Source organism: Alphaproteobacteria bacterium LSUCC0719 (assembly GCA_040839025.1).
Lineage (GTDB): Bacteria > Pseudomonadota > Alphaproteobacteria > Puniceispirillales > Puniceispirillaceae > UBA8309.
This window is the reverse complement of the sequence record JBFPJN010000001.1, coordinates 41,071-58,978: the sequence shown is the minus strand read 5'-3', so window position 1 is coordinate 58,978 and position 17,908 is coordinate 41,071. Positions and strand designations below refer to the sequence as shown.

14 protein-coding genes are annotated in these 17,908 nt (G+C 47.9%); all 14 read right to left on the bottom strand.

Annotated features, from left to right (window positions below; genetic code table 11):
- Nucleotides 1-145: 145 nt before the first annotated feature.
- Complete coding sequence (locus AB3X55_00225) at nt 146-2,143, bottom strand: polysaccharide biosynthesis protein (GenBank protein ID MEX0502001.1); 1,998 nt, start codon at nt 2,141-2,143, stop codon at nt 146-148.
- Nucleotides 2,144-2,161: 18 nt separating this feature from the next.
- Nucleotides 2,162-2,719, bottom strand: coding sequence for a sugar transferase (locus AB3X55_00220; protein MEX0502000.1), 558 nt, complete (start codon nt 2,717-2,719; stop codon nt 2,162-2,164).
- On the bottom strand, nt 2,716-3,657 hold the full coding sequence (locus AB3X55_00215; GenBank protein MEX0501999.1) for an NAD-dependent epimerase/dehydratase family protein: 942 nt from the start codon (nt 3,655-3,657) through the stop codon (nt 2,716-2,718). The genes AB3X55_00220 and AB3X55_00215 overlap by 4 nt, the downstream gene beginning before the upstream one ends.
- 29 nt (nt 3,658-3,686) lie before the next feature.
- Nucleotides 3,687-4,454, bottom strand: a complete 768-nt coding sequence (locus tag AB3X55_00210) for a glycosyltransferase family 2 protein (protein MEX0501998.1) — start codon at nt 4,452-4,454, stop codon at nt 3,687-3,689.
- A gap of 347 nt (nt 4,455-4,801) precedes the next feature.
- A complete protein-coding gene (locus AB3X55_00205; protein MEX0501997.1) occupies nt 4,802-6,217 on the bottom strand; it encodes a capsule biosynthesis protein in 1,416 nt (471 codons plus the stop codon).
- Nucleotides 6,218-6,245: 28 nt separating this feature from the next.
- The gene (locus AB3X55_00200; protein MEX0501996.1) at nt 6,246-7,664 is read right to left on the bottom strand and encodes a polysaccharide biosynthesis C-terminal domain-containing protein; all 1,419 of its coding nucleotides are present in this window, start codon (nt 7,662-7,664) and stop codon (nt 6,246-6,248) included.
- Between the two features lie 11 nt (nt 7,665-7,675).
- Nucleotides 7,676-9,253: a hypothetical protein gene (locus AB3X55_00195; protein ID MEX0501995.1), complete on the bottom strand. Its 1,578-nt coding sequence runs from the start codon at nt 9,251-9,253 to the stop codon at nt 7,676-7,678.
- The gene (locus AB3X55_00190; GenBank protein ID MEX0501994.1) at nt 9,250-10,647 is read right to left on the bottom strand and encodes a surface carbohydrate biosynthesis protein; all 1,398 of its coding nucleotides are present in this window, start codon (nt 10,645-10,647) and stop codon (nt 9,250-9,252) included. Before AB3X55_00190 ends, AB3X55_00195 begins: the two co-directional genes overlap by 4 nt.
- A 207-nt stretch (nt 10,648-10,854) precedes the next feature.
- Nucleotides 10,855-11,547: a pseudaminic acid cytidylyltransferase gene (gene pseF / locus AB3X55_00185; GenBank protein ID MEX0501993.1), complete on the bottom strand. Its 693-nt coding sequence runs from the start codon at nt 11,545-11,547 to the stop codon at nt 10,855-10,857.
- Complete coding sequence (gene pseC, locus AB3X55_00180; GenBank protein ID MEX0501992.1) at nt 11,544-12,704, bottom strand: UDP-4-amino-4,6-dideoxy-N-acetyl-beta-L-altrosamine transaminase; 1,161 nt, start codon at nt 12,702-12,704, stop codon at nt 11,544-11,546. Before pseC ends, pseF begins: the two co-directional genes overlap by 4 nt.
- Nucleotides 12,704-13,702, bottom strand: coding sequence for a UDP-N-acetylglucosamine 4,6-dehydratase (inverting) (pseB, locus tag AB3X55_00175; GenBank protein ID MEX0501991.1), 999 nt, complete (start codon nt 13,700-13,702; stop codon nt 12,704-12,706). Before pseB ends, pseC begins: the two co-directional genes overlap by 1 nt.
- 30 nt (nt 13,703-13,732) lie before the next feature.
- Nucleotides 13,733-15,979 carry an N-acetylneuraminate synthase family protein gene (locus tag AB3X55_00170; GenBank protein MEX0501990.1) on the bottom strand — a complete coding sequence of 749 codons (2,247 nt, stop codon included), beginning with the start codon at nt 15,977-15,979 and terminating at the stop codon, nt 13,733-13,735.
- 4 nt (nt 15,980-15,983) lie between these two features.
- Nucleotides 15,984-16,667: an acylneuraminate cytidylyltransferase family protein gene (locus tag AB3X55_00165; protein MEX0501989.1), complete on the bottom strand. Its 684-nt coding sequence runs from the start codon at nt 16,665-16,667 to the stop codon at nt 15,984-15,986.
- A 70-nt stretch (nt 16,668-16,737) separates the two neighbouring features.
- Entirely contained in the window at nt 16,738-17,607 is an 870-nt protein-coding gene (locus AB3X55_00160; protein MEX0501988.1) for an NAD-dependent epimerase/dehydratase family protein, read from the bottom strand.
- Nucleotides 17,608-17,908 lie beyond the last annotated feature (301 nt).

The window sequence follows — 17,908 nt, the reverse complement described above, 5'->3', positions numbered from 1 at the left end:
GCTCCTTATTTCTTAGAACACGCTGTCAATATTCAGAGTACTGACCCCGACCATTCCTTCAACGCAAACCGGTCTTATCCGAACAATCTCAAGAAAGAGCACGAGCTAGCAAAGCACGTTCGCTTTCAATAAACGAGCACTCAGTTCAATGCATTTCACCATTCGTCTTCCTGCTTACGGCCTTAATCTGCTCTATATACGTCCAATCGGCAATCTCACTGTGTGGCTTAAACCCTGAGACCAGTTTTTGCAGCAGCCCCATGATCTCCCCTACATTGTTGTGAGCAAGCATTATTTGTAAGGTGGCCAGATGCGTCTCTAGCTCACACCAAGGGATAAATGGATCTTGGGCCCTCTGTATTTTCGGGTGCAATGTGGGTTGTGGATTATCCCCCAACAGCAACTCTTCATAAAGTTTTTCGCCTGGCCGCAGGCCGGTTATTGCAATCTCAATATCACCATCTGGGTTTTCTTCATCTCGAACTGAGAGACCAGACAGTTCAACCATGCGTTTGGCTAAATCAGCAATTTTAACAGGCTTGCCCATATCCAGCACAAACACATCGCCACCCTTTGCCATTGCACCTGCGTGAATCACCAACTGAGCGGCTTCGGGGATAGTCATGAAAAAACGTGTGATTTCCGGGTGTGTCAGGGTGACGGGGCCGCCATCGCGAATCTGTTTGCGAAAACGAGGGATCACTGAACCGGAAGAATCCAGTACATTCCCAAAGCGAACCATAGATAGCTTAGTCCTTCCTTTTTGCCTTTCAGACAGGGGCTGAGCTAGCGAAACAACGGCTTGATCAGCAAATAATGCCTGCAAACACATCTCCGCGAGCCGTTTACTGGCACCCATCACATTTGTTGGCCTTACAGCTTTGTCCGTTGAAATCAGCACAAAATCTGACACGCCTTTTTCAATAGCCACTTTTGCCATAGTCAGCGTACCCATCACGTTGTTTTTTACACCTTCTGCTAGATTGTGTTCAACTAAAGGTACATGTTTGTATGCCGCTGTGTGGTAAATCGTTACCGGCGACCATGTCGCAATAATTTCCATCATGCGATCGGGGTCCTGAACCGATGCTAGTAGCGGCACAACATGAGTTTCGTCTAGCTCCGAATGAAGCGCATACAAGGCGTATTCATTGATCTCAACCAACAAAAGCTTCTCCGGTTTGAGTTGGATGATCTGTCGGCATAGCTCACTACCAATAGAACCGCCCGCACCGGTTACCATTACCGTTTTGTTTGTAATGTTTTTCGCTAGCAGAACGTGGTTTGGAGTAACTGATCTACGACCAAGAAGATCATCAATATCTAGATCACGTAAATCAGAGAAGGTGATCCGGCCCTCGGCTAGATCCGTGAAAGACGGCAGGGTGCGCACCGCCACCGGTAGTGTCGCAATATGTCTTAGTATTTCATTACGCCGATGCCGGGCAACTGAAGGAATTGCTAGCAGAACATGGGTGACGCCCTTCGAATCAATCAGGGCAGGCAGTTCAGATGGAGAAAAAATGGGTTGGCCATTAAGTGCGTGCCCATGTAAGCGATCATCATCATCCAAAAATCCTACAACACAAATCTCTGAGTTATTGGCTAATGCCGAGACCAGTTGTCGGCCTGCCGTGCCGGCGCCATAAACCAGCGCTTTCGGACTTTCGGCTCTCTGCAACCGACTTCCATAGGCACCTCCCAACCAAAAGCGCGCCAACCCCCTCGAACCAGCCACTGCGAAAAAAAGTAACAGGGGTTGAATAATTCCGATAGTCCTCGGAACCCCGGGAATACCGGTTACGGTAATCACAGTAGTATATAACAAAAAATAAACAACCAACGCGCGAAATACCGCCACCATAGCAGGCCAGCCAGAATATCGAAAAATCGTCCTGTAAAACCCCGATACGAAAAAAAGCGGTATGGCCAGTAACAATGAGACGCCACTCGCAGACATTAATCCACCCGCAAAGTTAGTGTTTTGGGTAAAAGCAACAAACTCACCCAGACGCAGATAAAAAGCCAACCAGACGGTCAAAATGCAAAGGGTGATATCAACAAAAACCGCAATGACTTGTTTGGCGTAGCGGGGCAGGGACAAAACTGGGTGAGTCGTTTGACGTAGAGTTTTAAATATCATTGCGATGAGACCTGTTTGTCATGGCTCTGTCCCTACACGATCTCCCGAACCCTTACCCAAGATCGTCAAAAAAATGTATCTAAAATAATTGCGTAGGTTCAGAGTTTTCAGCATTTGTGCATCCATCTCTGCCAATAATTCAGGTGTCGACATATCAATCCCGAGAATCTGTGCCAACCCTGTAATTCCCGGACGAGCTTTGTAGACGCCGCGATTTTCACGTTCAGTGATTAACTCTTGCTGATTAAACAGGCAGGGGCGAGGACCGACCAAGCTCATCTCACCTTTCAACACATTCCAAAGCTGTGGCAGTTCATCTAGCTTGGTGCGGCGCAAAACATGGCCTGTTGTTGTGATTGATGAAACATCTGCAAGGTGTGAAGCAACACACGCTGTGTCAGGCCTCATAGTCCGAAATTTAACAAGGATAAACGGCTCTTTTCCGCGCCCAACACGTCTTTGACGAAACAGTGGCGAACGAGTGTCAAACCAGCTGATAATCATGACCAATAAAATCAATGGGAAAAGAATTGCTAGAGCAATAGCAGCAAGACAAAGATCCAAAACACGAATCATTTTTGAGACAAATACCACTCAGCTGTCCTCTTCAGCCCTTCATCCACACTGACCCGAGGTGTCCAATTTAGCACCTTTTTGGCATGAGAAATATCAACTCGAAGATCTCCAAGCAGACCGTGGGCTATAGCTTGCTTGCCAATTAGATTTGCGCCTAATTGAAGTAGCGATGTGGGAAGAGGAAAAAGTCGAGCAGGCTTATCCAAAGCTTCGCTCATACTGCGTAACAGTTGAGCCGTAGAAATATCTTCATCATCACTCACCAAAAACGTCTGATTAGCGGCAGCGGGGTGGTCAATGCAGGTGACGATCAGGTCTATCAGATTGTCTATACCAACTAAACTACGTTGATTATGGATTGCACCAAGCGGAAGCGGGATGCCTCGTCTCAGCCATCCGAGCATTGAAAGAAAATTGCCCTTAACTCCAGGGCCATAAACTAGGGGGGGACGAAAAATGACTGCGTCTAAGGATGATGCGCGGCAAGTTTCAACTAAATACTTCTCTGCCATAAGTTTTGATTGTGCATAAGAATTATGAGGTGCTAACGCACTTTTTTCTGAAAAGGGCTTCTCACCAGAATTATTGCCATGTACGCCAACGCTGCTGAGAAAAATAAAGCGCTTAACGCCGCATAAAGATGCTGCTTGCGATAATTTATTGGTTGTCTCGCTATTTGCCTGTAACAATGCTGACGTAGAATCTGGAGAACTTGCCGTTAGATCATGCGCCCGCCCGGCCAGGTGAACCACACAATCAACTCCTTCAAACAATCTGAGATCCTCAAAAAAGGTCAGGTTTTGCTGCAAGCGCAATTCAATGCCTATGGCCTTTAGTTCAGATGACATCGAATTTCGACTTGTTGCAACGACATGATAACCTAGCTTTGCTAATGACACGCAAAGGGCATAGCCAATAAATCCATTAGCCCCTGTTATCAGGACCTTAAATTTTTGTGACTTAATTGTTAAAATCTCCGATATTTTTTAAGCGCGTTGAGACAATAATTGGCAAAGTGCCACAGTGAGCGGAGCATATTGAGTTTCTCCACTTCTCGATAAGTTTTCCATACTTCCACCGCTGAGCGCCTCTTATTACGCGATACCGAACCAATCATAACGCGATAACGCATGAGATCTGAGTTGAGTCCAGACGCAAAGCCACCCAAGCGCAATATTTCCAGCCAGCAGCCAAAGTCATCGTAGTAGATCGATTTCATCTCAAATTCACCAGTTAGTTGCCGATCGATCAATACGGTCGAAGTCGCTATCGCGGTGTTGCTCAATAAACCAGAATAATAGAGGCGCGCTGGCACTTGGATCAAACCCCCAGTACTCCGATTATCAGCGGAGATACGGCGATAACCAGTAAAGGAAATATAAGCCCCTTGAGCCTGATGAAATGCCAACTGGGTTTCCAACTTCGTCGGTAGCCAAAGGTCATCACTATCCAGGAACGCAATCCAGCGGCCCTGTGCTTTACGAAGGGCGCAATTACGGGCTTGTGCAGGGCCTCCATTCTGCGGCAGACGTATCAGGCGAATGCGGTCGTCCTTAGTGCTGTGCTCTTCTATCACCTCACAGGTATTGTCAGGAGAGAAGTCGTCTACAATCAACATTTCCCAGTTTGAGTAGGTCTGGGCCTGCACCGACGCGATTGTTTCCTCAATGTATCCAGCTGCTCTCCAGGCTGGAGTAATGATGGATACGAGGTCGGGTTCGAAAGACTTAGTCATCACGGCTTCTTGATCAATATAAATTGATAGCGTTTAGCAGCATCAGGCCAATTCCGCTGATAACAAAAGGAGACATGGTGGCGGAACGCCTGCCATCGGACACGTTAATTTTTCGGATCCAACCTCATCAACTTTATCAACCCATTATTTAGAGTGGCTAGGGAAAAGGTCAAAACAGCGCTGGTTATCAACCCGGAGGAAACCAAGGCGAACGCTGAAACCTTGGAGTAAGTTAGCAACGCGTGTTTCGAACCGGTGAACGAAAAGCAAGCAGCCAAGTTTTCACTGCGCTCAAGAACAGCGTTATTGCCAAAACGGCGATCAGAAACTGCTTGCTTGTGTCCAGACTAACTCACCTCCATCTGTCGTTGGGGGTCTGCATCAAATACAGCAGATATTATGGAGTGGGCAAACACCTTAGTGTTTTCTTCACCCTGGACATAAAGTTCACCAGGATAAGTACTGCGCCACACCTCTTCAAAGTATCTCTCCAACTTTCCACGATCAGGTGTGAAATTTTCTGCTAAGAGTTCCCTAAGGCGCAAACCAATCTCGGTAATTGAGGTCACCGGCGTAGCCAATGGGCTGTCGCGATAGAAAGCGTCTCCGAGCACCAATACCGGCTTACCAAGCAAAATCGCTTCAGCCCCAGACTTGGAGTTAACCGAAACCACAGCTTCACTTCGGTCCAATACATCAAAGTTATTTTCCGAAGGATTGATCAATGCAAGCTGGTCATAACGATTTAATAACGTTTTTAGGCGGCCAGCATCCATCGCGCCTACCATCGCCGGATGTTCTTTTATTGCCAACTTATAACCGTTAGGTAGGTTGCGCAGGAGGTAATCAATTAAACTCAACTGATCAAGAAACTGCGGCGATCGAAGGGTTAAAGCCATGTCGCCAGGTACATGCAGGGGATAATACACAAAACGCCCAATCTTTGACATCTCTGTATATTTTCCGGCAAGCCGCATACTGTTCAGTAGCATGCCTGCATGGCTGAAAACGTGACTACGGATGTGACCAAACTCTTGGTGCTTGCCCAGCAAATATTTATCAATGATTTTCTCACCAAGTCGTCGAACATTGTGCGAATTAAGAATCTTGTTCAATGCCGCGGAGTAGTGATGCCTGTCTTTAACTGGCACTACTATAGTTTTATTTGCCTGCACCTCGCTCAAATAGGCCTTAACTTTAGTGCTGGCTGATTTAACGGAAATTGACCGTATTTCCATAGATCCAAAACGGTTTTTGAGAAAAAATTGGCGGCCCCGATAGAAGGAGGGCTCGACGAACCAGTTGTCAATATTTTGCTTACGTGCAGAAAAGAAACTGGCTATGACGCTGATAAACCCGCCCAGCTCCTGAATCATCACCAGTTGGCCATCTTTAGACAGTTCCGCCAGTGATCGGTCCGCAAGAACCAGATAGGTCAATAACCGAAGAGACATCTCCTGACTGTTACGCAGATTGAAAGCGAAGCGCTCATGGGTCAGCCAGAAATTTAAGTTATCTATCCCATATTCCTCCAGGCTCTCTTCCAAACTATGCATCAGGCACTCCGCCTTTTGCTTGTCCATTGCACAGGTGGAATAAACACGAAATTTTTTCGCAGTGAGGTATTCACTTGAGCGGTCGTCAAAGGACAGAAATGCCACAGAGTGACCCTGTTTCTGTAGGTGATGAGCCACTTCGGCCCAAAAGCGCGTTTGATAGATAGCTAGAGTCGTAATGACCCAGGTAATAGAAGTTTTAGACATTTAAATCCTTCGATTTAAGGAGTTTTGGCTAGGTCCAAATTACCAACCGGCGAACTACGCTAAGGTCAATCAGGCGAAGAACGATTGCGACCAGTGTCAATTCAATTGCGAATATGAGGTTTTTGAGCATCAAGGGCAAAGAGGCGTTCAACAAGGCGCCTAACACACCCACCTGTATCGCTACCATGGCCAAAAGCGCGCCCGACACGTGGCGCAGCGGTGAAAAGTGAAGTGCCTGTATGATGATAATAATTACCAATGCTGTCAGTGTACTGATGATGGCCCCAAAAATACCTAGCGCGGGTATCAGCAAAAGATTACCCCCAATGTTTGCCATCAACCCAGCAGCGTAACTTATAGAAATAAGGCGGGTTTTTTTCTCTAATAAAAGTACCTGCTGACCTAGATACATCAGTGTGACTAGCGCAGGATATGGGGCGAACAGCAGAAACGCCATACTCTGATCATAGGCCTTGTTTGCAAGCAAATCGACCAACCAATCGAGGTTGATCAAGACGCCACCCAATGCACCTAACAGAAAAAGTGTGCTGTACCTCAGCTGGCTTTCCAGCAGATAGCGGGTTTTGTCACCCATCCGGTTTCCCTCTTTGTGAAAAGTGTCGACCAGATAAGGATACATAATCCATATTATTGGTGAGGCTGCTAGATAGATGTAGTTGATCACCCTAGAGATAAAAGCATAGAGCCCGAGTTCTGTCTGACGGTCAAAAGCCGACAACATATAGAAATCAGCATTTTGAATAAGTTTCCAAGCGACATCCGACAATATCAAAGGCCCCCCAAATAGCAGAGCATACTTTATGACCGGTAGCCTTAGCCTTACACTGAAAAAAAGTCTTGAACCCCGAAAAAACAAAAGGTTTGTTAAAAGCAAGATCGAGTAGATTCCAATGTAAACAAGTGCAAGATGTTTTAGATCTGTCGTACCAACCCAGCAAATGGCTGCGTAGATCAGCCCCAACTCTAGGAGCTTTTCAAACGAACTGATCAACACCCGAATCTCTATCCGTTTCTGGTAGTTAAACAAGCGCCCGAACTCGCAGTAGATAAGATTAACCAAAAAAGCTAAGAGGATTGTGGCCACAGTGACTTCTTGGCCCTCAATATTTAAGCTCGACACCACCCAGGGCAGACAAATCAAGAGAAAGATGATGGACATCGCGACGTAAGCTAGTGACTCCGCCAAAAGCACTGCTTTAAAAAAACTGAGCTGTATATATAAACTGCGGCCCGGTGTTTTGATGCTGAGGACCTTCTGCAACCCCAGTGAAAAAATCATGCTTGCAACAAAACCGCTAGACAACAGCATGTTCCAAATGCCGTAGTTCTCTACTGAGAGGTTTTCGGTGAGCAAAGCGATGTGGGCCGGAACTACCACCAAATTAAGCAGCCGAGGCAAGTAAGAAAGCATAATCTGGCGGTGCATTCGACCGTTTGTCACACAAAAATCCCCCGGAAAAATGCTTGCAGTTTTTGTTCTTGTTTACGGGTACGCTGTTCAAGCAGGTAGGCAAGTGTTGAATCTGCTTTGTGGTAACGGTTGCGCTGCTCCTTGCTGGAAAGTTTCTCAAGGTTCATGCGTTTGCAAAAGTCCGATGTCGGATAGACCGGGTCGAGCGGTAACTCCGACTGATAGTGGCAATAATGCATGTAGTAAAACTCACGTAACTGGTCGAGGTCCACATCACAGCGCAGTTTGCCGGCCTGGTCGATCAAGCGCGCATAGTCGTCAACAGTTTGAGGAGTCAGGGTAAAGTCGTAGGCCACATGTGGATTGTCGCCGGCCATAACCACAGGAACACCCAGATAAGGGAATTCGTGTCCAGCAGATCCATAAACACTGAAGACAGCAGCGACGCCCTCTTTAACGAGTTGCCGGTTGGAGGTATTGGGGTCGAGAAAGTGAATCTTGGGAAAGCGGGCTTGCAGCCGCGCCATTATACGGTCGTTACCTTTAAGGCCATTGGGGTGCGCCTTAACGTACCATTCAAAAGGTGTTTGCGATGCGCGCTCGAGCGTAAAACAGATCCATTCCCAGAAATCGGCGAACAGCATTTGCCGATAAATATGCGGGCTATCAAAAAAGTCATGTAACAGTACCAGCACCTTATTGTTATGGTTGTCCAACAGCGCTCTTTTGGCACCATTCTGCGATGCATAACTCGATTGGTGCATGTAAGCCATGTTCCTGTCAGGTAGGCCGCTAAATCGCGCATCAATTAACTTGGTGGCTTGCTGTTTCGCAGTGAGCCGTTTTTTGTGGGGGAGCGCGGCAAACTGTTCCCGATAGCACCAGTATGGGACCCGTCTGTAAAAGCTCGTATCCATAGGTTGCAGGCGACATGGAATTTCCATCACCGAGTAAGTGGGAATACCCCGAAGGATCGCTATGCGAGCTACAATGCCGGAGTAGATGTAGGCAACGTCACCAGGGATTACCGAAACCACCTGATGACGAGTAAAGTGCTGTTGAGTGCGACTTGCAATAAACTGAGCCTGGATCAAGGTCCAGAGAAGGCCCCAGCTTCGGGTTCGCATGGTTTCTTGCCGATAGCGTCGTAAATAGGTGTCGTAGACCAAGGTGCCAACCGGCACTCCTTCCATCTGGAGCATAAGCACGTCATTCTTAGACCGCAGGTCCCTGAAGGTACATATTGCCCTCCAGATCAGCGCTATACTATCCGGCAACCACCAACGCCAGCTCAAACCGAGGTGTGAGCCGAAAGAGCCGTAAAGGCGCTCAAGCACAGGATGGGGCACGCCCAGCCTATCGAGGAATTCAGACTCGAAGCGGTAGTGGCGAATTGACGCCTTTCTAATGTTTGCCAGATAGTTACCAGCATGGGCGTACAACTCAATCGGCGGATATGAGTGTATCTGATTGATCAGCACGTGTCGTTCAATTTGGATTTTTGGGCGCTTAAATGCGGCTCGATTGGCCGCCATATACTTACATGCATTGGGCGAAGCGACTAGCCGACGAAACACAGTCTGTAAGAGAATGAACGGTTTCATGTAGATGTGATTCGCACAGATTTATAACTCGAACGATAGGGCAATAAGTAATCCGAGCGCAGGGTGTTTCTGACCTGAGGGTGTCTAGCGCCCCCGCCGACACGATGTATTCGCTCCATAACCTCATTGACGGCCTCGAGTGGTGGGATTTTCTTTTTACGTTCCCGTTGGAGTTTTGCGGGAGTTGTCAGGTTTTTTATCAGGCTTGCGCCACCATAACCGAGCCACCGCCTTGTCCAGTATGACATGCGCTGGCGTGCGCCCAGTGGCGACATATTCGCACTTGAGGTTAGCGGACCCTTGTGAGCTAACGTTTGCAGGGCATCTGCCACACGCTTTGCTGACTTTCCATCTATAGCGTGGTAGTTCGCACTTACTAGGTCGTTAAGTGCGTCATCACGGTTTGGCAAAAAGGGCAATGGTTCGGACTCAATGGTCAGAAACCTTAACCACTGAACAATCTCGTCAATACTGCTAGCGTTGCGGCTTACCCGAAAGGGCTCGCCGCTGTGCTGGCGTATTTCCGAACGGTTGAGCCACTCGAAACCCAGGGCCTCAATTTGCATCAGACCGGCCTCAACGCCCGTAAAACAGTTTACGTGCAACAATGCTGCAGCCTGGTTGATCCACTGCAATGACGTTCCCTCTTTGCGCAGGAGTAGGTTTGGCAGCGACGCAGCCATCGTCTCGTAAGGGCCGAGGCTCTCGAATGGATGAGGGCGCAGGACAAAAGTTTTTTCTGGCAGGGTGCGGGCCAAGGTGGCAACAACGTCTTTAATATTTTCGAATAACTCTCTAGACGCAATGGCGAAGGCGGTGGCATCAGAGTGCGAGCCCCAGCCGACTTTAACCCAGCCCTCTATTTCGGCGTTGGTACCTTTGGCAAACTGCGGGTTCACTACTGGAAAATTGGTGTTGATCAGAATGTAACCTGATTCCACATCATTGCTGGGCAACGCTTTGCGCCAGGGATCAACGATGAAATCATAACGAGGGCAACCTGAAATCATAACCTGCTCTGGCGCGAAGCTATCTGCTTCTATCAGCGTTTGTGCCTGCACTGCGCCCCAGCAGTAATACTGGCTCACAAAGGTTCTCACATTTTGCCTTTGCAAGAGGTCTGCATGTTTTGGCCACCACTCTCCAGTTCCCTCGGTGTCCAATACAACCACCCGGATTCCTTGTTGGTGGTAAAGTTTCAGAAGGTCCAAATTGTTGGCTCGTACGTAATTCACCAAAACCACATCGGGCTTCAATGAAGGAACATCAAAACCCTGCATGTGCATCGGCACTAAAAATACCTCAGCCCCTGCCTGAGCAAGGTGCCACGCGATAAGACACAGTCCGTCAAGGTCGCGCAGTGGGTTATCAAGAATCAGGCAAATTCGCGGCATGCACCAGTTAACTCAAAGTGTCTGTAGTGACTGAAGTACCATATTTGACATCTTTTTAGACGCGTTGAACGATAATTCGGCGCAATTTTTTCGTACCAGAACAGACCCAGTCAAAACGCTGCATACCGCGCCAGCGATAGTAATATTGCCCCTAATTAGATCTTTGACAAACCGAAGCGACTTAGCAGAATAGCAACATCCCTCGCTTTATCTGGCATCCCTGAGTACTTGAAACATCGCTTCAGCGCGGATCCAGTCCTCTTCCACGTCGATGTCCTGCACACGATGTTGGGGCAGGACATAGCCGACTGAGGCAGAGGTAAACAGTTGCCGCTCTTCCAGCCAGGCCTGAGCACGCCCCCAATAAAATTGACCAGCGTCATGGTAGACCTCTTCGAGGTCTTGAGAGCGAGCATAAAAATGCTCGGGATAGAACATTTCAACATTACCGGATGGCGTCATGCGGATCGCACGTTGGATGGGGAAAGCGTACTTGGTCACTGCAAAGACATAGTCTTTGTCGCTGTCTTTCAGCTTTTGAAGGCTAAGGAGCAGATCATCTGGCACCAAAAACGGCGCGGTCGCGTAGATACAGCACACCTGATCTGGTTGCTCTCCCTGAGCCATAAACCACTCAATCGCGTGTCGAATGACTAAAGTGGTCCCTGTATAGTCGTCAGATAGCTCCGCTGGCCGCTTGAAAGGGGTGGCAGCACCGTATTGCCGTGCGATACTGGCGATTTCATCATCATCAGTTGAAACAATGACCCAGTCGAAACAACAGCTTTCCAGTGCAGCTTTGATCGACCAGGCGATTATCGGCTTGCCACAAAACTCGCGGATATTTTTGCGGGGAATACGTTTACTGCCGCCTCGTGCGGGAATAATTGCAACCCTCATTTGCCAAGACTCTCAGCGAGCACAGTGACCACTTCATCCTGCAGAGACTCACTCAGAGACGGATAGAGGGGGAGAGTGATAGCTTCACGGTAATAAAGCTCTGCTTCAGGAAAGTCGCCTTCACAAAATCCCATGGCTCGGTAGTAGGGCTGGCTATGCACTGGGATGTAATGAAGATTTACACCGATTTGGTGTTCGCGCAGGCACTCAAAAACTTGGCGATGATCACTACTTTTGTTCCGGACGTCTAATCGCACGACATACAGATGAAAGGCGGAATAACTATCCGGGCGCCGCCAGGGAGTTTTAACCGGCAAATTTTCCAAAAGGGCGTCATAGCGCTTAGCAAGGCGATGCCGTTGCTCTACGTAGTCGTCCAGCCACGCAAGTTGGCTGGTGCCGAGTGCCGCTTGCAGCTCTGTCATGCGGTAGTTAAAGCCGAGATCGATCTGCTGGTAGTACCATGGGCCTTGTGAGCCACCATCCATCTTATTTGGGTCGCGGGTGATACCATGGCTTCGTAGCAGTGCCATTTTATCCGCAAGCTGTTCATCCTGGGTGCACGCAAGACCTCCTTCGGCTGTAGTTATAATTTTCACTGGGTGAAAACTAAACACAGTGATATCGCTGTACTGGCAGCTGCCTATCGGTGCGTCCTGATAGCGACCACCAATCGCATGTGAGGCGTCCTCAATGATTCGAAACCCGTATTGCTGGCTTAGTGCGTAGATGTCCTGCATTTCGCAGGGTTGACCGCATAGGTGCACCGGCATGACGACCTTAGGAAGGCGTCCTTCAAGCGCTGCCTTTTGCAGCTTCCATTCCAGCGCCTTCGGACAGAGATTGTAAGTGGCTGGGTCGATATCAACAAAGTCGACTTTAGCACCACAATAAAGCGCGCAGTTCGCGGACGCGACAAAAGTGATCGGCGACGTCCACAGCCAGTCACCAGGCCCTAAGCCCAACGCCATGCAGGCCAAATGGAGTGCGGATGTGGCGCTGTTTGCCGCAACGCCGTAATTTGCGCCGCAGTAGCTCGCCACCCGCCGTTCAAACTCCGGAACCTGAGGACCCTGGGTCAGAAAGTCAGATTTTAGGACATTCACAACAGAATCAATATCTGCCTTTGTAATCTGCTGTCGACCGTAAGGTATCATCATATCCTTCCAATCTTCTGGTGATTGGCCTCAATCCAGTCGCGCAGCGCTTCTGCACTCATCCATTCTGGGTTATTGCTCGAGTTGTAAGAGAAATCCTCAGCCACAAGGCGGCCGCCATTTATTCTGACTGGATCCTGACTCCAATTGTGAATAGCTGGCAGAATTTTGAAATATTCTTCATATTCGTAGGTATAGGGTGCGTCTTCCACACCAATCATCTGTTCATGGAGTTTTTCACCGGGGCGAATACCAATGATCCTATGCTTTGCTTCAGGAGCTACAGCCTTGGCAATATCCCCTATACTCATGGAGGGGATCTTCTTGACGTAGATTTCTCCTCCTACCATGTCCTCAAAGGCGCGCCAGACCAATTCCACCCCGTGCTCCAAAGTGATCATAAACCGAGTCATGCGCATATCGGTAATGGGCAGTTCACCGGATTGTTTCCGCTGCAAAAAGAACGGAATGACTGATCCGCGGGAACCCATAACATTGCCGTAGCGAACTATCGCAAATCGCGTCTGCTCGCTTCCCGCGTAGGAATTGCCGGCGATAAAGATTTTATCTGATGCTAGTTTGGTAGCACCGTAGAGGTTAGCTGGATTGCTGGCCTTGTCGGTGGACAATGCGACGACTTTTTTTACCTTCTGATCGATACAAGCATCAACCAAATTCATTGCGCCATTGATGTTGGTTTTGACGCATTCAAAAGGGTTATACTCAGCAGTGGGAACAATTTTAGTTGCCGCTGCATGAACTACATAGTCAATGCCGTGTAATGCTCGATGCAAACGATCTTTGTCACGAACGTCACCGATAAAGAAACGAACTCTAGGATCGTCGCCATAGAGTTTAGCCATTTCCCATTGTTTCATCTCATCACGAGAAAAGATGACAAGTTTGCTGGGGTTGTATTTTGCGAGTGTCATTGGCACGAACGTATGCCCAAAGCTACCCGTACCACCAGTTATCAGAACCGTTTTTTTTGCCAGCATGATGTTTATTCCGAAAGTGGTGACGTTAAACTAGAACCATTGCTCAAGCGCTTCCAGCGCGCGCCAAAACCCCTCACCATGGTTTTTATGCCCTTGCCAAATCTCGGGAATGAAAGAGGCATGGGGACATTCATTATGCAGCACCTCCGCTACCATTCCAAAGTCAGTGGTGCCTTCCCCAATTTGCAAGCCCTCACCATCCACTCCTTCAGCATCTACAATGTGCAGGTGAGCGGCATACCGGCTGACCCTACCGAGAAAATCTCTAAATGAAAGACTGAAATAGTTACAGGCCAGCTGCGAGTGGGATACATCTAAACAAATACGATAGCCGTATTGCTTGCAAAAGCGCTCTATATCTTCGGACATCATCATCAAATTATGGTAACGCTGTCCGCCAAAATGCCAAGGAAAGGGAGGCATTGTCTGAGGAATAATCTCGATGCCGGACTGATCCACTTGGGACAAACTCTCAGCGATGCGATCGTGCAGTCGATCACGCTCTATTGCGGGAATAAAGTCGTCAAGAGTATGGCCTCCGGCATTGATTATGATCATGGGCCGAGACGCGCGTTTGAAATAAGGAACCAGCTTTCGGGTAATGTCCAATACCCGCTGTAATTCGTCGATTGAACGCTGACGGTAACCAAAATCTTCAGCGCATAAATCCATAATATGATCCCCGGCAAAAAGTTCAGGACTGTGAACCACAAAGTCCATATCAAGAGGATCTTGAAGATACGCCGCCGGGTCTTCGTCCATATCTTTATAGCTAAGATGAAACTCTACCAGGTCCAAGTTGCTGCACCTGGCCATTTCACCAAGATCATGATAACGCACCGGCACACCGAAAGGGCGTGAGAACTTGTAAGGTCGGGCCTCGATGGCACCGGGTTCTAGGTCGGAGGGATAAAAAAAGTCCCCCGCTTTAAAGTCGCGTCCAGCTGTTGTGCCGATCAACTCCGCCAACTTGTTTGGTTGTAGCCCTTTGCCAGGACTTTTGATATCTATCATTTCCTCTCGGATAATTTCACCAGCAGCCAGGTTACAGTTAATGATAAGGCTCTTGGCAAGGACCTCTCGGTTCATAATTTCGCCCTGAGTGACACGGCGTTGCGCATTGCTTCCCAATGCTTGCTCAACCTCTCGAATCCCCTGGGCCATCTCCTTGAACTCCGCCGGCAGTAGGCTGACCCTGTGGTCATTACCTTCCATGGCTCGGTCTAATGTAAGGTGCTTTTCGATAACTCTTGCACCCTTTACAACGGCTGCGATAGCGACTGCAGTTCCGCGCTCATGCCCTGAATAACCCACGGGGCAGTCGCCAATCTGGCTAAGCCGATCCAGATAATTGAGGTTAATATCTTTGAACGGTGCCGGATAGGTGGAATTGCAGTGAAGAAGAACAAAATTAGCGTTGAGATACTGCAGTTTGCGGACGGCCTCCTTAATCTCAGACTCGCTGGACATACCAGTTGAGCAGATCATAGGTTTGCCTGTTCGAGCAACGCATTCGAGTAGTTCGTGGTTGGTGAGATCAGCCGAGGCGAGCTTATATGCTTGCATCCCATAGTCCTCGAGCACGCTAAGGCTTCTTTTATCCCATGGGGTGCAGAGCGGTAGTATATCCCTTGTTTTACAATAATCGAAAACGCGGAACATGTCTTCATTGTCGAGCTGAAAGCGAGACAGCAAGTCTAGGGTATATTGCGCTCCAAGGTCTTCGCTGGCGTCTGAGGCATCACCTAAGTTTCGATAAATATCCTGCATCGAGCGCATTTGAAACTTAGCGCAGTCGGCCCCTGAAGCCACTGCTTCGTCAACCAGACGATAGGCGAGCTCGATGCTCTTGTTGTGGTTATTGCCGATCTCCGCCACCAAAAATGCCGGCTTGTCAGGAGCAATTACGAAGTCTCCAATTTTGAACTCTGCGGGCTGGCACTGGGCGATGGCGACAAGGTGACTTTGCTTGTCCAACAAGGGCACCACGGCAATACGCTCGCTGAACAAGGCGCTTATTTCTTCTATTTGCACATCGCTTGGTAGGCTAATGTATTTCTTGTTGCTGACAGCACTTACAGGCACGTCTAGGTTGACTTGGTTGCCCTCGAGCAGCCAGCGGCGAAAATCGCCATCTGTGAGGATCCCTTCCAGTTTCCCTGTCTCAGTAACGGAAAAAATTAGACGAGATTTATTCTCACTGATCTTGCGCAGGGCGTTCAGTATGCTGTCTTCAGAATAGACAATGTACTTGGAAAGATTGCGTTCAATAATCATACCGTTACCCAGCCTCCATTAGAGCAGACAATATACGCAAGTCTGTTAGGCTGTCGATCTCCCAGCTTTCGTCTTCATTGGTTAGAAATATTGAAATTTTCCCACCCAGTCGATTTGATGTCTGCTTTAGTAAACTTGTTCGAGTAATATAAATAGATCCAGTCTCCTTGTACCTCTTCTCTTCTTCAGATATTTCCTGTCTTCGCGGTCTATTCTGATAGTCATATAGAGCTTTCGGTGCGTTAGGTTTGGGTAGCGTCCAGAAAAAAGCGTGGTCTTCACATACGCTTACTAACGAATCCGCATTCTGCATTTCGAACTGCCTGATTGCCTGTTGAATTCGATCTTTGCGTCGAAGAGGTGATGTTGGTTGTAGCAGTACAATAGCATCGAAGTAGATTTCATTTTTTTCATACCAGTCAAGCGCGTGAAGAAGCACAGGTTCGGTCTGAGTAGTATCTTTAGCAAGATCTGCAGGCCTCAAAAAAGGAGTACATGCGCCAAATAATCGAGCGATCTTTGCTATTTCTTCAGTATCAGTAGAAACACACACGGTATCTATAGCGGGAGTGCTTAATGCCTGCTCAATACTCCAGGCGATAAGAGGCTTCCCAGCCAAATTAGAAATGTTTTTGTTTGGCAACCCTTTGGAGCCAGCTCGGGCTGGAATGATGGCAAGATATTTCATATTAATTAGAAGCTCTAAACGAAATTCGATGTGATAGATCCGCTTGCATCGCGCTATAAGTACTAGCTATCTATTTTGCCTGCCAGCCATTTATCCTCATTGCGGCAATATAATCCTCTATGTTAACCGTAGGCCGCCATCCTAAAGCTCTAGTTTTTTCCGTAATTACCTCTGCAGTCAGTCGGTTGCCTTGACGCTCCGGCAGCATTTCAATGTTACCACCAAACATTTTAGCTATTTCAATAACCGAAAATGACTCAGGGCTACCAATCCCAAAATTATCGCCAAGACCATTTTTACCAACTAAAATCAAACCATTTACAATGTCGTCTACGTGGGTGAAATTGCGCTTTTGCTCACCAGGTTTAACTACAGTCAAAGGCTCTCCCGCTCGCATCTTTTCTGTAAACAGCGCAATTAAAGTCGCATACTTGCCCGTTGAAATTTCACGTTTTCCATAAGCGTTATAGAAATAAACAATAGCGTAAGGCACACCAAACCAACTGCCAAAATTTTGCACCAGTTCTGTATTTGTTGCTTTCGTCCAACCATAAGGGGTTTGACTACGGCCTAATCCACCATCTCCGAACTTGGTGCTACTTCCCGCATAGACAATTTTGGAGGCGTGCTTTCTACAAAATTGAAGAACAGCATAGGTCCCAGCCTTATTGGATTCCCAGACGCGGTCAAGGTCAGAAAAGCTTTGCTCCACTCTCGAATACTCACCTAAGTGGAAAATAACATCCGGGGAAAACTGAACTACTTGGTCAATGTCTCGAGTATCCCCTCTGATGTACGAAACATGATCTACGTGGTTGCACTCGTTCCCCATTGAGTAATTATCCAAGGAATAAACTTCGTTGGCTTTATTCTTCGCTAGCTCTTCACATAAATGACTTCCAATAAAACCCGCACCACCTGTGACAAGAACTTTTTTCATTGTATGCACCTTTATGCACGGAATGCCCCAAAAAAAAACAACGCGTAGAACTTACACAGCACGTCTTAGAAATTTGCGGTCGGCTCACAATGACACATTCACAATTTCTTTGGAGATCAAACTTCTATACACGACAACCTCGCTTAAAACACGCCTTAATCCAAGACTGGCTCACACAGGACAATTTATACCTTTAAGACACAGACCCAGAGTACCGCGTCGCCTGAATACAACCTTGCAACTTTGACTGCTGAACTGAGTAAGAAGCATCACATGCTAAAAACCCAACCAACTATTGAAG